Source organism: Pseudomonas sp. UMAB-40 (assembly GCF_900095275.1).
Taxonomy (GTDB): domain Bacteria; phylum Pseudomonadota; class Gammaproteobacteria; order Pseudomonadales; family Pseudomonadaceae; genus Aquipseudomonas; species Aquipseudomonas mandelii_B.
Genome location: NZ_LT607554.1, coordinates 310,112 through 324,193, shown reverse-complemented (window position 1 = coordinate 324,193; position 14,082 = coordinate 310,112). Strand labels below are relative to the sequence as shown.

Sequence of the window (14,082 nt, the reverse complement as noted above, 5' to 3'; positions counted from 1 at the left end):
AGGAGAACAATAAATGGCAACTCATGAACACTATTACGTACCGGCCCAGAGCAAATGGCCGATCATCGCCACCGTCGGCATGTTCGTCACCGTGTTCGGCCTGGCCACCTGGTTCAACGACCTGAAGGCTGCGCGGCCGGAATCCCACGGCCCGCTGATCTTTTTCGTCGGCGGCCTGCTGTTGGCTTACATGCTGTTCGGCTGGTTCGGAACCGTGATCAAGGAAAGTCGCCAAGGGTTGTACAGCGCACAGATGGATCGCTCGTTCCGCTGGGGCATGAGCTGGTTCATCTTTTCGGAGGTGATGTTCTTCATCGCCTTCTTCGGCGCACTGTTTTATGTGCGTCACGTCTCCGGTCCGGCGCTCGGCGGTGAAGGGGCCAAAGGTATCGCCCACATGTTGTGGCCGAACTTCCAGTTCACTTGGCCATTGTTGAATAACCCGGACTCAAAACTGTTTCCGCCGCCCAAGGAAGTCATCAGCCCCTGGGGCCTGCCACTGCTCAATACCGTGTTGCTGGTGAGTTCCAGCGTCACCGTGACCATCGCCCACCACGCCTTGAAAAAGGGCCATCGCGGTGCGCTGAAAATCTGGCTGGCGATCACCGTACTGCTGGGCTGCGCGTTCCTCGGTTTTCAGGCCGAAGAGTACATGCACGCCTATCACGAACTGGGCCTGACACTCGGCTCGGGCATCTACGGTGCAACGTTCTTCATGCTCACCGGCTTCCACGGCGCCCACGTGACCATCGGCACCATCATTCTGTTTGTGATGCTGATGCGGATCATGCGCGGGCACTTCGATAACGAGCACCAGTTCGGATTTGAAGCGGCAAGTTGGTATTGGCACTTCGTGGACGTGGTGTGGATAGGTCTCTTCGTTTTCGTCTACGTGCTCTGAGGCTTTACCAAGGCGCAGTAGAAACCAACTGGCCGCTGAAAAAACCCCAGGCAATCAAGCCGACGGTGATGGCGGCCAGGGCAACACGAACACTCAAGGCAATGACGAGGCGGTTCGAGCTGCTGTCGTCCTTGACCAGAAAAAACAGGCCGCTGAACAGGCTGACAACCGTGGCAATCAGCATCAGGACGATGGCTGCTTTGAGCATGGTGGAACTCCGGGGGAAAGGCGATGCACTTGAGTATAGCTATCGCAACCAGCGACTTTCTGGCGACGCCATGAAGCGCTTCCGGCCGGGCATCGTGCCGACCCTGGTGGTCGCTATTCTGCTGCCCATGCTGGTGTCACTCGGGTTCTGGCAATTGAGCCGGGGCGCGGAGAAAAGCGCGCTGCTGCAAAGCTACGCCGAGCGTCGGACGGCTGAACCGATGCCCAGCACCGCGCTGCAACACACTGAAGATCCGGCTTTTCGTCGGGTTCGGCTGCACGGCCAGTTCGATGCCATGCACAGCCTGCTGCTGGATAACCGCCAGCGCGACGGCAAGGTTGGCGTCGAACTGCTGCAACCGTTTCAGGACCAGGCGACCGGGCTCTGGCTGCTGGTCAATCGCGGCTGGCTGCCGTGGCCGGATCGGCGCACCCCGCCGCAATTCACTACCCCGACTCAGGCCCTGAGCCTGGATGCCTGGGTCTACGTCTCCCCCGGCGCCACCTTCCAATTGCACGCCGACCCAAGCACCCCAAAGTGGCCACAACTGATCACGGCCGTCGAACCGGCCAAGCTGTGGACAGCGCTCGACCGTGACGGTTTTGCCTACGAATTACGCGCAGAAGCCGGCCCCGCGTCCTATCAGGCCGATTGGCCAGTGGTGGCCATGGGGCCGGAAAAACATATCGCTTATGCCGTGCAGTGGTTCGCCATGTCGATCGCCCTGTTCGGCCTTTATCTCTATCTCGGCTGGCACAACGCAAAGGAGAAACACCATGGGAGCGGCCATGAATCCACCCAGCATGTCTGAGGCGAAAACGCCGGCGAGTCGGCGCAAGGGCCGGTTGCAGTTATTGCTGATCCTGCTGGGGGTGATCGGTCCGATGATCCTCGCCACCGGGATGTACAAGTTGCAGTTCTGGGTGCCGGAGGGCCGCAGTTATCACGGCGAGCTGATCGGTAATGGCCAGACCCGCGCCGACCTGGGCGTGCAGGCGCAAGAGGAGCGCTGGCAAATACTGGTCACCGCACCCAAGGAGTGCTCGGTGGACTGCCAGCAACTGGTGTACCTGGCGCGGCAGATTCAGATCGGCCTTGGCCGCGATGCGTCACGCGCCAGCCACGCCTTGGCCGCCGCGCAACCGCTGACGGCCGATTACGACGCCAAGCTGACCCGCGAATACCCGCAACTGCAACGTTACCCAATGGACCTGACCACTTTCACCAAAACAGCGGGAGACAAAACTGCACCGCAACTGTGGATCATCGACCCGCACGGCAATCTGGTGCTGCGCTACGACCCGACGGTGAAGGGTAAGGACCTGCTCAATGACCTGCGTCATTTGCTGAAACTGTCGAACATCGGATAAGGGCATCGTCATGGCCAAACCTGGATTTCGCCTCGCGCTGTTTGCCACCTTGCTGGCACTGATTGTGGTGTTGCTCGGCGCCTACACCCGCCTGACCCACGCAGGCCTCGGCTGCCCGGACTGGCCGGGTTGCTACGGCTTTATCAGCGTGCCGAAAAGCGAAGCCCAACTGGCCCATGCCGAATTGCATTTTCCCGATGCGCCCGTCGAAGCCCACAAAGGCTGGAACGAGATGGTCCACCGCTATTTCGCCGGTACCCTCGGGTTGTTGATTTCAGTGCTGGCCGGTCGCGCCTGGGTGCATCGTCGTCATCCGGGGCAACCGGTGAAGTTGCCGCTGTTTCTGCTGGCGGTGGTCATCGCCCAAGCGGCGTTCGGCATGTGGACGGTGACGCTCAAACTCTGGCCGCAAGTGGTGACCGGGCATTTGCTTGGCGGTTTTGCGACGTTGAGCCTGCTGTTTTTGCTGACCTTGCGCCTGTCCGGCGTACTGCCGGCGCTGACCGTGCCACGGCGTTTGCAGCACTGGGCGACGGCCGGGTTGCTGCTGGTAATCTTGCAAATCGCCCTTGGGGGCTGGGTCAGTTCCAACTATGCAGCCGTGGCTTGCATCGACTTCCCGACCTGCCATGGGCAATGGCTGCCACCGGCTGATTTCGCCAACGGTTTTCACCTGACCCAACACATCGGCCCCAATTACCTGGGCGGGCAACTGGACAGTGATGCCCGCACAGCGATTCACCTGACTCACCGCATCGGCGCGTTGCTAGTGACGCTCGTGCTGCTGGGGTTGGCCTGGCAACTGAAAGTGGTTGGCATGACGCGCTTGGCCGGACTGGTGCTGATCGCCCTTGCGGCCCAAATCACCCTTGGCATCAGCAACGTCTTGTTCCACTTGCCGCTGCCCGTCGCCGTCGCGCACAACGCCGGGGGCGCAGCGCTGCTACTGACGATGGTGCTGGTCAATTATCACGCGCGAACCAGCCTGGTTCGGGTCAAACAGCAATCCCCTGCGCGCTGGCGGTTCAGCCCGCGCAAACACTCAGCCGGGCCCATAACAATAAAAGGAGAGATGCCATGGCGACTCTGATCGGCGAACGTCACAGTCAGGCGATCTGGCGTGACTACCTGGAGCTGACCAAGCCGAAAGTGGTGGTGCTGATGCTCATCACCTCGCTGGTCGGCATGTTCCTCGCGACCCGCGCCGGGGTGCCGTGGACGGTGCTGGTGTTCGGCAACCTGGGGATCGCGTTGTGTGCCGGGGGTGCGGCGGCGGTGAATCATGTGGTGGACCGGCGTATCGATGCAGTGATGGCGCGCACCCACAAACGTCCCTTGGCTGAAGGTCGGGTATCACCGGCGGCGGCGCTGACGTTTGCCTTGGTGTTGGCGGTGCTTGGGCAAGCCGTGCTGCTGGCCTTCACCAATGCGCTGACCGCTTGGCTGACCCTCGCGTCCTTGCTCGGTTATGCGGTGGTCTACACCGGTTTCCTGAAGCGCGCGACGCCGCAGAACATCGTCATCGGTGGCCTGGCCGGTGCCGCCCCGCCGTTGCTCGGCTGGACCGCTGCCACCGGTCATATCAGCGCCGAACCCTTGCTGCTGGTGCTGATCATCTTCGCCTGGACCCCACCGCACTTCTGGGCCCTGGCCATTCACCGCAAAGAGGAATACGCCAAGGCCGACATCCCGATGTTGCCGGTGACCCATGGCGAGCATTACACCAAGGTCCACATCCTGCTTTATACCTTCGCGCTGCTGGCCGTCAGCCTGATGCCCTACGTGATCCACATGAGCGGCATGCTCTACCTGATTTGCGCCTTGGGACTGGGCGCAAGGTTTCTGCAATGGACCGTGGTGCTGTACCGTGGCACTCGGCCGCACGCGGCGATCAACACGTTCAAGTACTCTATCTACTACTTGTTCCTGCTGTTTATCGCGCTGCTCGTAGACCACTACTTACTGTTGAACCTATGACTCGAACTCAGAAAACCGTCTTTATCCTCGTCGCCCTGATCGCGCTGGTTCTGGGCCTGACCATCAACAAAGTGCTGTCCGGCAAAGGCCAGGGCGATCCGACGGCGTTGATCGACGCCGGGATCATTTTGCTGCCGCAAAGCCGCAATCTGCCAAACGTGACGATGACCGATCAGGACGGCAAGCCGGTGATGGTCAACGAGCTGAAAGACAAATGGTCACTGCTGTTCTTCGGCTACACCTTCTGCCCGGACATCTGCCCGACCACCCTCGCCCAGCTGCGCCAGATCAAAAGCGAACTGCCGCCCGAGGCTGTGGCGAAGTTGCAGATCATCCTGGTCAGCGTCGACCCGAACCGCGACACGCCCAAGCAGCTCAAGCAATATCTGGGCTACTTCGATCCACAGTTCACAGGCCTGACGGCTTCGTCGGTTGAGGACATTCAGAAACTGGCCAATGCGGTGAGTATTCCGTTTATTCCGGCCGACACCAGCAAGCCGAATTACACGGTTGATCACAGCGGCAACCTCGCGGTGATCGGTCCGGACGGGACACAGCGTGGGTTTATTCGCGCGCCGTTGAATAACGCCAAGTTGGTGACACAGTTGCCGGTGATGCTCAACCGCAAATAAACACCGCAAGCCCGCTCCCACAGGGTCGGATTCCAGGTACAAAAAAGGGGCGCATTCGATGCGCCCCTTTTTTCGTTGCATCAGGTGATCAGAACGCCGGCAATACCGCGCCTTTGTACTTCTCGAGGATAAAGGCCTTCACTTCCGGGCTGTGCAGGGCAGCAACCAGTTTCTTCATGTCTTCGCTGTCCTTGTCGTCCGGGCGGGCTACGAGGATGTTCACGTAAGGCGAGTCGTTGCCTTCGATGACCAGCGCATCCTTGGACGGATCGAGCTTGGCTTCCAGCGCGTAGTTGGTGTTGATCAGCGCCAGGTCGACCTGGGTCAGCACGCGCGGGATGGTCGCGGCTTCCAGCTCACGGAATTTCAGGTCCTTGGTGTTCTCGGTGATGTCCTTGACCGTCGACAGGATGTTGTTCGAATCCTTCAACTTGATCAGGCCGGCCTTGGCCAGCAGCAACAGTGCACGACCGCCGTTGGTGGCGTCGTTCGGGATCACCACGTTGGCACCGCCTGGCAGTTCGGTCAGTGCCTTGTACTTGCTGGAGTAAGCGCCCAGCGGTTCCAGGTGTACGCCAGCAACGGCGACCAGGTCGGTGCCCTTGGCCTTGTTGAACTCATCGAGGTACGGCTGGTGCTGGAAGAAGTTGGCGTCCAGGCGTTTTTCGGCAACCTGCACGTTCGGCTGAATGTAGTCGGTGAACACTTTGACCTTCAGGTCCACGCCTTCTTTGGCCAGGGCCGGTTTGACGAATTCGAGGATTTCCGCATGCGGAACCGGCGTGGCTGCGACAGTCAGGGTGTCCGCGTGAGCGGAAAACGCTGCAACGGCTGCGAACGCGACGAGTAGTTTTTTCATTCAGCTAACTCCTTGTGGGTACCCGCTTGCGGCGCCTGGATTTGGCGCCTGCCAGCGAATGGCCGGCTCATGTCTTGTTTACGAGAACTGTTTATTTTCTGGAGAAATGGACGACCAGTTTGTCACCAACCATTTGCAGAACCTGCACCAGCACCAGCAACAGCACCACGGTGACGATCATCACATCGGTCTGGAAACGCTGATAACCGAAACGGATCGCCAGGTCGCCCAACCCACCGGCACCGACCACACCGGCCATCGCCGTGTAGGACACCAGTGTAATAGCCGTCACCGTAATCGCCGCGTAAATGCCCGGACGGGCTTCTGGCAGCAGGGCGTTGATGATGATCTGCCGGGTAGTCGCCCCCATGGCCTGGGTGGCTTCGATGATGCCGCGATCCACCTCACGCAGGGCGGTTTCCACCAGTCGCCCGAAGAACGGCGTGGCGCCCACTACCAGCGGCGGGATCGCACCGGCGACGCCGAGCGAGGTGCCGGTGATCAGCACGGTGAACGGGATCATCACGATCAGCAAAATGATGAACGGCAGCGAACGCAAGATGTTCACCACCAGCGACAGCACGGCATAGAGGGTTCTGGATTCCAGCAACTGACGCGGACTGCACAGGAACAACAGCACGCCCAGCGGCAGGCCGAGCAACACGGTGAACAACAACGAACCGAAGAGCATCAGCAGGGTATCGCCGGTGGCCAGCCAGATTTCGAACCAGTCGATATTGACGAAGAAACTTGTCAGGACTTCCATCAGCGCAGGACCTCCATGTGGACGTCAGCCGCGGTGAAGTGGGCGAACGCCGCCTCCATGTCGCCACCGGTAACAGCCAGGGTCAATTGTCCGTAGGGGACGTCTTTGATGCGGTCGATACGACCGGCCAGGATGCTGTAGTCCACACCGGTTTCCCGAGCGACGGTCCCCAGCAATGGCGCGTAGGTCGCTTCGCCCTGGAAGGTCAGACGCACGATGCGGCCCGGCACATGGGCGAAGTCGTCACGCTGTTCGCTTTCATCGATCTGCTCGTCTTCTTGCACGAAACGCTTGGTGGTCGGGTGTTTCGGATGCAGGAACACCTGGGCCACCGAACCTTGCTCGACGATCACACCCGCGTCCATTACGGCGACCTGGTCGCAGACCCGGCGGATCACGTCCATCTCGTGGGTAATCAGGACGATGGTCAGTTTCAGCTCGCGGTTGATCTCTGCCAGCAATTGCAGGACCGACGCAGTGGTCTGCGGGTCCAGGGCGCTGGTGGCTTCATCGCACAGCAGGATTTTTGGTTTGGTCGCCAGGGCGCGGGCGATGCCGACACGCTGCTTCTGACCGCCGGACAATTGCGCCGGGTACTTTTTGGCGTGGTCGGACAAGCCAACCCGCGCCAGCAACTCGGCGACACGCTGGTCGATCTCGCTGCGCGACAGTTCACCGGCCAGGGTCAGCGGCAGCGCGACGTTGTCGGCCACAGTCTTGGACGCCAGCAGGTTGAAGTGCTGGAAAATCATCCCGACCTGCTGGCGGAAGCGGCGCAGGCTGTTGGCGTCGAGTGCCGTGACTTCTTCGCCGTCGACGAAGATCTTGCCGCCGCTGGATTCTTCCAGGCGATTGATCAGACGCAGCAGGGTACTTTTTCCCGCGCCGGAGTGACCGATCAGGCCGAAGACCTGACCGTTCTCAATCGTCAGACTGGTCGGGTGCAGGGCGGGAATATCCTTACCGGCGACGCGGTAGGTTTTGTGGACGTTTTGAAACTCGATCACGTAGCGAACCTTGTGGGGCGCGTTGGAAAAGGGTCAGCGGTTAGCCGGGCGCGCATTTTAGCCTGTCCGTATAGAGGTTATTAGCATTTATTCCGCATTCAACCTTCCATTTGGCAATAACGCGATCAAAGGTTAGAAAAAAGGAACGGCTAAAAAGCTCGCCAGTCACTAATAAGGCAACTCGAAAACGCCCCCGGTGCCGTGCCTGGGGAATGCATATAAGTCCTGGCTACGGGATCGCAACGAGGAGTTTACGACTGATGAGCACTAAAAAGCCTGCCGCACCTAAAAGCGCACTGGCCGGGACCGATACCCTGGACCGCGGCAACACCAATGCCAAGCTCGAGAGCCTGGAAAAATTCCGCTCCGACGCCACCGAACAAGCCCTGCGCACCAATCAGGGTGTGAAGGTTTCGGACAACCAGAACACCTTGAAGGTCGGCGCTCGCGGGCCATCGTTGCTGGAAGACTTCATCATGCGTGAAAAAATCACGCATTTTGACCATGAGCGAATCCCGGAGCGCATCGTCCATGCACGGGGCACTGGCGCTCATGGTTTTTTCCAGACCTATGAAAACCATTCCGTACTGACCAAGGCCGGTTTCCTACAGGATCCCGGCAAGAAAACCCCGGTATTCGTGCGCTTTTCCACGGTGCAGGGCCCGCGTGGGTCAGGCGATACCGTCCGGGACGTGCGAGGTTTCGCCGTGAAATTCTTCACCGACGAAGGCAACTTCGACTTGGTGGGCAATAACATGCCGGTGTTTTTCATTCAGGATGCCATCAAGTTTCCTGACTTCGTGCACGCGGTGAAACCGGAGCCACACAACGAGATTCCTACCGGCGGCTCGGCTCACGACACCTTCTGGGACTTCGTTTCTCTGGTACCGGAATCAGCGCACATGGTGATCTGGGCCATGTCCGACCGGGCGATCCCGAAAAGCCTGCGCAGCATGCAAGGTTTTGGCGTGCATACGTTTCGCTTGATCAATGCCGAAGGGAAGTCGCGCTTCGTCAAATTCCACTGGCGCCCTACCGCCGGCACATGCTCGCTGGTGTGGGATGAGGCGCAAAAGCTCGCCGGCAAAGACACCGATTACCACCGTCGCGATCTGTGGGAGTCGATCGAGATGGGCGACTACCCGGAATGGGAATTGGGCGTGCAGGTCATCGAGGAAGAAAACGAACATAAATTCGACTTCGATATCCTCGACCCGACCAAACTGATCCCCGAAGAACTGGTGCCGATTACCCCGTTGGGCAAAATGACCCTCAATCGCAACCCCGACAACTTCTTCGCTGAAACCGAGCAGGTCGCGTTCTGCCCGGGTCATATCGTGCCGGGCATCGACTTCTCCAACGATCCTCTGCTGCAGGGTCGGCTGTTTTCCTACACCGATACGCAGATCAGCCGACTCGGCGGGCCGAACTTTCACGAGATCCCGATCAACCGCCCGGTAGCACCGTTCCATAACGGACAACGGGATGCGCTGCATCGCACGACCATCGACAAGGGCCGCGCGTCCTACGAGCCAAACTCTATTGATGGCGGCTGGCCGAAGGAAACCCCGCCCGCCGCGCAGGACGGTGGATTCGAGACCTACCCGGAGCGCATCGACGCCAACAAGATTCGCCAACGCAGCGAGTCGTTCAGCGACCACTTCTCCCAGGCGCGGCTGTTTTTCCACAGCATGAGCAAGCACGAGCAGGAACACATCATCTCGGCGTACAGCTTTGAGCTGGGCAAAGTCGAGCGTGAGTTCATCCGTGCGCGTCAGGTGAATGAGATCCTGGCCAATATCGATCTGGAACTGGCCAAACGCGTGGCGCAGAACCTTGGTTTGCCGGCGCCGAAGGCTGGCACCGTCGAAGTGCGTAAAACCTCACTGGATCGCTCACCGGCCTTGAGCCAGGCCAACCTGCTGCCGGGGGATATCAAAACCCGGAAAGTGGCGATTCTGGCGGCCAACGGTGTCGATGGTGCTGCGATTGATGCGATGAAGAAGGCGTTGAAGGCCGAAGGTGCGCACGCCAAGCTGCTCGGCCCGACTTCCGCGCCCGTGACCACCGCCGATGGCAAGACGCTGCCGGTGGACGCTTCGATGGAAGGCTTGCCTTCGGTGGCATTCGATGCGGTGTTCGTACCCGGTGGCGCGGCGTCGATCAAGGCGTTGAGCACTGATGGCGTAGCGCTGCATTACCTGTTGGAGGCGTACAAGCACTTAAAGGCGATTGCGCTGCATGGCGAGGCGAAGCAGTTGCTGGATGTGTTGAAGCTTGAAGTGGATGCGGGGCTGATCGTGGGGGCAGATGCGAAGTTGATCAAACCGTTTTTTGCCGCGATCGGGCAGCATCGGGTTTGGGATCGGGAGCCGAAGGCCAAAGCGATTCCGGCCTGAGGATTTGTATCGGTAGGAAGGACGCCTTCGCGGGCAAGCCCGCTCCCACAGGATTTGGGGTGGATCACAGAACTGTGATCAACGCTGATCCACTGTGAGAGAGAGCATGCTCGCGATGCATTTAAGGTTTGCGCGGACTCAGGACGATCTGCGCCGGAACGCTGCGCAGGATCTGCTTCTGCAGATTCATATCAAAATCCGCATCCAGCTTCTTCACCCGTTTGGTCAGCAATGTGGCCAACCAAGGGTAATCCTGGGTGCGCGGCGCCTGAATGCTCACGTCACATTGATAATTCACCACATCAGCGGCGATCGCATCCAGTTGGCGGCGAAGCTTGGTCATATCGGTGAGGTTCAGCGCAATCGTGGTGCTTTCAGCCGTGGGATCAATCACCTTCGCCTGCGGTTTGGCCTCGGCAGCCAGCAACGCCGCTTCAGCCCGGTCCAGCTCAGCTTTACGGGCATTGACGATGGCGTTGTTGACCCCACCCGTCAGCGCCGGAGCCTTTGGCATTAACGCCCGGGCCCGAGCCAGCGCAGTGGCGGCCGCATTCACATCGCCCTTTTGCAGCACGATCTGGCTGCGGCGCAAATAGGCTTCGGCCAATTGCCGCTGATATTGCACAAGGGATGGATCGTCGGGCGACTGGGCCTGCAAGGTCGCCAGTTGATCTTCGGCAGTGGCCAGCTCGCTGCTGGCCAGGTTTTGTTCCAGCTGCGCGATGGCCGTGGCCCGTGCATCGGTCGCCACAGTGGTGGCCGATGGCGTGCTTTGGCAAGCGCCCAGTAGCAGCGAAAATGCGACAAGGAGCAGATAACGGGAGGCTAACAGCTTCATTCCTGCGACTCTCTATTTGCGCAAAAAACGAGCAAGTCTACACCCCTCGACGGGGCAGGACAAAACTCAGCAGAAACAGTGCGGCGGCCGTCACAACAATCGACGGGCCCGCCGGGGTGTCCTTGAACCACGACAACGCCAGCCCGCCACAGACCGCGAGCATGCCCAGCAGGCTCGCGCCCAGTGCCATCTGCTCCGGCGAGCGGGCGTGACGTTGTGCCGCAGCTGCCGGGATGATCAACAGTGAAGTAATCAGCAACACACCGACGATTTTCATCGCCACCGCGATCACCACCGCGATCAGCAACATCAGGGTCAGGCGTAACGCCGGCACGGGCAAACCTTCCACCCGGGCCAGCTCTTCATGCACCGTAATCGCCAGCAATGGTCGCCACAACGTCACCAGCAGTGCCAGAACGGCCGCGCTGCCGCCGAGTATCCAGGCCAGATCGGTCGGGCTGATCGCCAGCAAGTCGCCGAACAGGTACGCCATCAGGTCGATCCGCACTTCGTGCATGAAGCTTAGTACGACCAGGCCCAGAGAGAGCGTGCTCGGTGCGAGAATTCCCAAAAGCGTGTCGGACGCCAGCGGCTGACGCTGTTGCAACGTCACCAGCAGCACCGCCAACAGCAAGCAGCCGACGGTGACAGCCACCGTCGGGCTGACATCCAGCAGAAAGCCCAATGCCACGCCGAGCAAGGCCGCGTGGGACAAGGTGTCGCCGAAATAGGCCATGCGCCGCCAGACCACAAACGAACCCAGCGGTCCTGCGACCAGCGCCAAAGCCAGACCTGCAAGCAGGGCGTAAAGCAGAAAATCAGCCATGCTTGCAGCTATCTCCGTGGACATGGGGTTGGGCCGTCGGGGCCGCGCTGACCACCGAACCATGCAGGTCATGGGCGTGATCGTGGTGGTGGTGATAAATCGCCAGGCTTTGTGCGTTCTTGCCGAACAGCTCGACGAAAGCCGGATCGCCGCTGACTTGTTCCGGGTGCCCGGAGCAGCAGACATGACGATTCAGGCAAACGACCTGGTCGGTGGTGCTCATGACCAGGTGCAAATCGTGGGAGACCATCAACACGCCGCAGCCGTGACGATCCCTCAGCCGAGTGATCAGGCTGTAGAGCTCGGCCTGACCGGCCACATCGACGCCTTGCACCGGTTCGTCGAGCACCAGCAGTTCCGGCTCACGTAGCAGGGCTCGAGCCAGCAGCACGCGCTGCATTTCGCCGCCGGATACACTTTGCACCGGGCTGTCGATCACCTGCTCGGCGCCGACTTCCTTGAGTGCCGCCAAGGCCCTGGCGCGGTCCACGCCCGGCACCAGACGCAAGAAGCGCAGCACCGACAGCGGCAGCGTCGGATCGACGTGAAGTTTTTGCGGCATGTAACCGACCCGCAGTTTCGGCTTGCGCCAGACGCTGCCGCTGTCCGGCTTCAACAGGCCGAGCACGGCGCGCACCAGCGTGGTTTTGCCCGCGCCGTTCGGGCCGATCAGGGTGACAATCTGCCCCGGCTCGACGCTCAGCTCGATGTTATCCAGCACGTTTTGCCCGGCAAAGGTGACGGCAACATTCTCGAGGCGGATCAGCGCATTGCTCATCAAGCCCCCTGGCAACCCGAGCAGAGACCGACCACTTCAACGGTCTGGCCTTCGACGACGAAACCGACGTCCTTGGCGCTGCTGATGATCGCGTCGCTGATGGATTTCTGTTCGAGCTCAATGGCGGCGTGGCATTCGCGGCAGATCAGGAACTGCCCCTGGTGGGCATGCTCCGGGTGATTGCAGCCGACGAAGGCGTTGAGCGAGGAGATGCGGTGGACGAGGCCGTTTTCCAACAGGAAATCCAGCGCACGGTACACGGTTGGCGGCGCGGCGCGGCGGCCGTCCTGCTCGCTGAGTACCGCGAGAATGTCGTAGGCGCCCAACGGCTTGTGACTTTGCCACACCAGCTCCAGCACCCGCCGACGCAAGGCGGTCAGGCGCAGGCCTTGACGTGCGCACAAGGCATCGGCCTCAGTCAGTGCGCTATGCACACAATGAGAGTGGTCGTGGGGACGGCTGGCGATCGGTGTTTTAGGCATGAGCGGCGACGAGTTTTGTGAGAGACGTTATTATGTTACCCGTTCTCGCCTCTTCGAGTGGTCATCGTGTCCCGACTTTTTTCTATCTTTGTCACATTTGCCGCAAGTTTTCTGTTCATTGGCTCAGTTCAAGCCGACGTCAAAGTCCTCACCAGCATCAAGCCGCTACAGCTGATTGCCGCTGCGGTGCAGGACGGCGTGGCGATCCCGGAAGTGCTGCTGCCACCGGGCGCTTCACCGCATAACTATGCCTTGCGCCCTTCCGACGTACGGAAGGTGCAATCGGTGGATCTGGTTTACTGGATCGGTCCGGACATGGAAGGTTTCCTGCCTCGCGTGCTGAACGGTCGAACGCTGCCGAGCGTCGCCGTGCAGGATTTGCCGGGGCTGAAACTGCGCCACTTTGGCGAAGACAACCACTCCCACGCGGAAGAAGCCGACGAGCATGACCACGATCATCGTCCGGGCAGCCTGGACGCGCATTTGTGGTTGTCTCCGGTAAATGCGCGTGTCATCGCCACAAAAATGGCTGCTGACTTGAGTGCAGCCGATCCGGCCAACGCCACGCGTTATCAGAGCAACCTCAAGGCGTTCGATGAGCGTCTGGATGCAATGGATCTTCGCTTGAAAGCGCGCCTGGCCGGCATCGCAGGCAAACCGTACTTCGTATTCCACGAGGCCTTCGACTACTTTGAAGACGCCTACGGCCTCAAGCACACCGGCGTATTCAGCGTCGCCGCCGAAGTCCAGCCGGGCGCCCAACACGTCGCGGCGATGCGCACGCGGTTGCAGGAAGTCGGCAAGACCTGTGTGTTCAGTGAGCCGCCCCTGCGTCCGCGCCTGGCGGAAACCCTGGTGGCTGGCCTGCCGGTGAAACTGGCGGAGCTGGATGCGCTGGGTGGGTACACGCCGGCGACTGCGCAGGGGTATGAGCAGGTGCTGGAGAAGTTGGGAAATGATTTGGCGGGGTGTCTGGAGTCGTTGTAACCGACACAGAACCCTGTGGTGAGGGGGCTTGCCCCCGTTGGGCTGCGAAGCA

16 protein-coding genes are annotated in these 14,082 nt (G+C 60.3%); 8 read left to right on the top strand and 8 right to left on the bottom strand.

Translation table 11 applies throughout. The features are described 5' to 3' along the window. Positions 1–13 precede the first annotated feature (13 nt). The gene (locus K0F88_RS07940) at positions 14–901 is read left to right on the top strand and encodes a cytochrome c oxidase subunit 3 (protein WP_219094765.1); all 888 of its coding nucleotides are present in this window, start codon (positions 14–16) and stop codon (positions 899–901) included. A gap of 4 nt (positions 902–905) precedes the next feature. Here K0F88_RS07940 and K0F88_RS07935 read toward each other — a convergent pair whose 3' ends face one another. Then, positions 906–1,109, bottom strand: coding sequence for a twin transmembrane helix small protein (locus K0F88_RS07935; RefSeq protein ID WP_094469789.1), 204 nt, complete (start codon positions 1,107–1,109; stop codon positions 906–908). A 70-nt stretch (positions 1,110–1,179) separates the two neighbouring features. Here K0F88_RS07935 and K0F88_RS07930 point away from each other — a divergent pair, with 70 nt between their 5' ends. From K0F88_RS07930 to K0F88_RS07910, 5 genes are read left to right on the top strand one after another with little or no spacing between them, the layout of a single operon-like run. Beyond that, positions 1,180–1,920 (top strand): SURF1 family protein, encoded by a 741-nt coding sequence (locus tag K0F88_RS07930; RefSeq protein WP_094469790.1) that lies wholly within the window; start codon positions 1,180–1,182, stop codon positions 1,918–1,920. Beyond that, the gene (locus tag K0F88_RS07925; protein WP_219094764.1) at positions 1,886–2,479 is read left to right on the top strand and encodes a hypothetical protein; all 594 of its coding nucleotides are present in this window, start codon (positions 1,886–1,888) and stop codon (positions 2,477–2,479) included. The genes K0F88_RS07930 and K0F88_RS07925 overlap by 35 nt, the downstream gene beginning before the upstream one ends. Positions 2,480–2,489: 10 nt before the next feature. Beyond that, complete coding sequence (locus K0F88_RS07920; protein WP_219094763.1) at positions 2,490–3,569, top strand: heme A synthase; 1,080 nt, start codon at positions 2,490–2,492, stop codon at positions 3,567–3,569. Next, positions 3,557–4,456 carry a heme o synthase gene (gene cyoE / locus K0F88_RS07915; protein ID WP_219094762.1) on the top strand — a complete coding sequence of 300 codons (900 nt, stop codon included), beginning with the start codon at positions 3,557–3,559 and terminating at the stop codon, positions 4,454–4,456. The genes K0F88_RS07920 and cyoE overlap by 13 nt, the downstream gene beginning before the upstream one ends. Beyond that, positions 4,453–5,088, top strand: coding sequence for an SCO family protein (locus K0F88_RS07910; protein WP_219094761.1), 636 nt, complete (start codon positions 4,453–4,455; stop codon positions 5,086–5,088). The genes cyoE and K0F88_RS07910 overlap by 4 nt, the downstream gene beginning before the upstream one ends. Before the next feature lie 88 nt (positions 5,089–5,176). On the opposite strand, the gene K0F88_RS07905 is transcribed toward K0F88_RS07910, so the two are convergent. The 3 genes from K0F88_RS07905 to K0F88_RS07895 all read right to left on the bottom strand — a co-directional run bounded on the left by K0F88_RS07905 (position 5,177) and on the right by K0F88_RS07895 (position 7,720). After that, positions 5,177–5,947 carry a MetQ/NlpA family ABC transporter substrate-binding protein gene (locus tag K0F88_RS07905; protein ID WP_219094760.1) on the bottom strand — a complete coding sequence of 257 codons (771 nt, stop codon included), beginning with the start codon at positions 5,945–5,947 and terminating at the stop codon, positions 5,177–5,179. A 91-nt stretch (positions 5,948–6,038) separates the two neighbouring features. Then, positions 6,039–6,713, bottom strand: coding sequence for a methionine ABC transporter permease (locus K0F88_RS07900; protein ID WP_010465643.1), 675 nt, complete (start codon positions 6,711–6,713; stop codon positions 6,039–6,041). Continuing rightward, positions 6,713–7,720 (bottom strand): methionine ABC transporter ATP-binding protein, encoded by a 1,008-nt coding sequence (locus K0F88_RS07895; protein WP_219094759.1) that lies wholly within the window; start codon positions 7,718–7,720, stop codon positions 6,713–6,715. The genes K0F88_RS07900 and K0F88_RS07895 overlap by 1 nt, the downstream gene beginning before the upstream one ends. A 260-nt stretch (positions 7,721–7,980) precedes the next feature. Between K0F88_RS07895 and katE the strand changes: the two genes are divergently transcribed. Next, positions 7,981–10,119 (top strand): catalase HPII, encoded by a 2,139-nt coding sequence (katE, locus tag K0F88_RS07890; RefSeq protein WP_219094758.1) that lies wholly within the window; start codon positions 7,981–7,983, stop codon positions 10,117–10,119. 121 nt (positions 10,120–10,240) lie between these two features. Here katE and K0F88_RS07885 read toward each other — a convergent pair whose 3' ends face one another. Genes K0F88_RS07885 through zur form a run of 4 tightly spaced genes read right to left on the bottom strand, consistent with a single transcriptional unit; the run spans position 10,241 to position 13,043 of the window. After that, positions 10,241–10,957: a PA5502 family lipoprotein gene (locus K0F88_RS07885; protein WP_219094757.1), complete on the bottom strand. Its 717-nt coding sequence runs from the start codon at positions 10,955–10,957 to the stop codon at positions 10,241–10,243. 37 nt (positions 10,958–10,994) lie between these two features. Then, positions 10,995–11,783 carry a zinc ABC transporter permease subunit ZnuB gene (gene znuB, locus K0F88_RS07880; RefSeq protein WP_017341765.1) on the bottom strand — a complete coding sequence of 263 codons (789 nt, stop codon included), beginning with the start codon at positions 11,781–11,783 and terminating at the stop codon, positions 10,995–10,997. Beyond that, positions 11,776–12,561, bottom strand: a complete 786-nt coding sequence (gene znuC / locus K0F88_RS07875) for a zinc ABC transporter ATP-binding protein ZnuC (protein ID WP_219094756.1) — start codon at positions 12,559–12,561, stop codon at positions 11,776–11,778. The genes znuB and znuC overlap by 8 nt, the downstream gene beginning before the upstream one ends. Continuing rightward, entirely contained in the window at positions 12,561–13,043 is a 483-nt protein-coding gene (zur, locus tag K0F88_RS07870; protein ID WP_010465632.1) for a zinc uptake transcriptional repressor Zur, read from the bottom strand. Before zur ends, znuC begins: the two co-directional genes overlap by 1 nt. Positions 13,044–13,109: 66 nt before the next feature. Between zur and K0F88_RS07865 the strand changes: the two genes are divergently transcribed. Then, a complete protein-coding gene (locus K0F88_RS07865) occupies positions 13,110–14,030 on the top strand; it encodes a zinc ABC transporter substrate-binding protein (protein ID WP_219094755.1) in 921 nt (306 codons plus the stop codon). Positions 14,031–14,082 lie beyond the last annotated feature (52 nt).

Excerpts from the sequence above, each read along its gene's own strand:
- znuC (WP_219094756.1), bottom strand. The coding sequence starts at position 12,561 with ATGAGCAATGCGCTGATCCGCCTCGAGAATGTTGCCGTCACCTTTGCC.
- K0F88_RS07900 (WP_010465643.1), bottom strand. The coding sequence starts at position 6,713 with ATGGAAGTCCTGACAAGTTTCTTCGTCAATATCGACTGGTTCGAAATC.
- K0F88_RS07910 (WP_219094761.1), top strand. The coding sequence starts at position 4,453 with ATGACTCGAACTCAGAAAACCGTCTTTATCCTCGTCGCCCTGATCGCG.
- K0F88_RS07885 (WP_219094757.1), bottom strand. The coding sequence starts at position 10,957 with ATGAAGCTGTTAGCCTCCCGTTATCTGCTCCTTGTCGCATTTTCGCTG.
- K0F88_RS07905 (WP_219094760.1), bottom strand. The coding sequence starts at position 5,947 with ATGAAAAAACTACTCGTCGCGTTCGCAGCCGTTGCAGCGTTTTCCGCT.
- katE (WP_219094758.1), top strand. The coding sequence starts at position 7,981 with ATGAGCACTAAAAAGCCTGCCGCACCTAAAAGCGCACTGGCCGGGACC.
- K0F88_RS07930 (WP_094469790.1), top strand. The coding sequence starts at position 1,180 with ATGAAGCGCTTCCGGCCGGGCATCGTGCCGACCCTGGTGGTCGCTATT.
- zur (WP_010465632.1), bottom strand. The coding sequence starts at position 13,043 with ATGCCTAAAACACCGATCGCCAGCCGTCCCCACGACCACTCTCATTGT.
- K0F88_RS07940 (WP_219094765.1), top strand. The coding sequence starts at position 14 with ATGGCAACTCATGAACACTATTACGTACCGGCCCAGAGCAAATGGCCG.
- K0F88_RS07920 (WP_219094763.1), top strand. The coding sequence starts at position 2,490 with ATGGCCAAACCTGGATTTCGCCTCGCGCTGTTTGCCACCTTGCTGGCA.
- znuB (WP_017341765.1), bottom strand. The coding sequence starts at position 11,783 with ATGGCTGATTTTCTGCTTTACGCCCTGCTTGCAGGTCTGGCTTTGGCG.
- K0F88_RS07935 (WP_094469789.1), bottom strand. The coding sequence starts at position 1,109 with ATGCTCAAAGCAGCCATCGTCCTGATGCTGATTGCCACGGTTGTCAGC.
- cyoE (WP_219094762.1), top strand. The coding sequence starts at position 3,557 with ATGGCGACTCTGATCGGCGAACGTCACAGTCAGGCGATCTGGCGTGAC.
- K0F88_RS07925 (WP_219094764.1), top strand. The coding sequence starts at position 1,886 with ATGGGAGCGGCCATGAATCCACCCAGCATGTCTGAGGCGAAAACGCCG.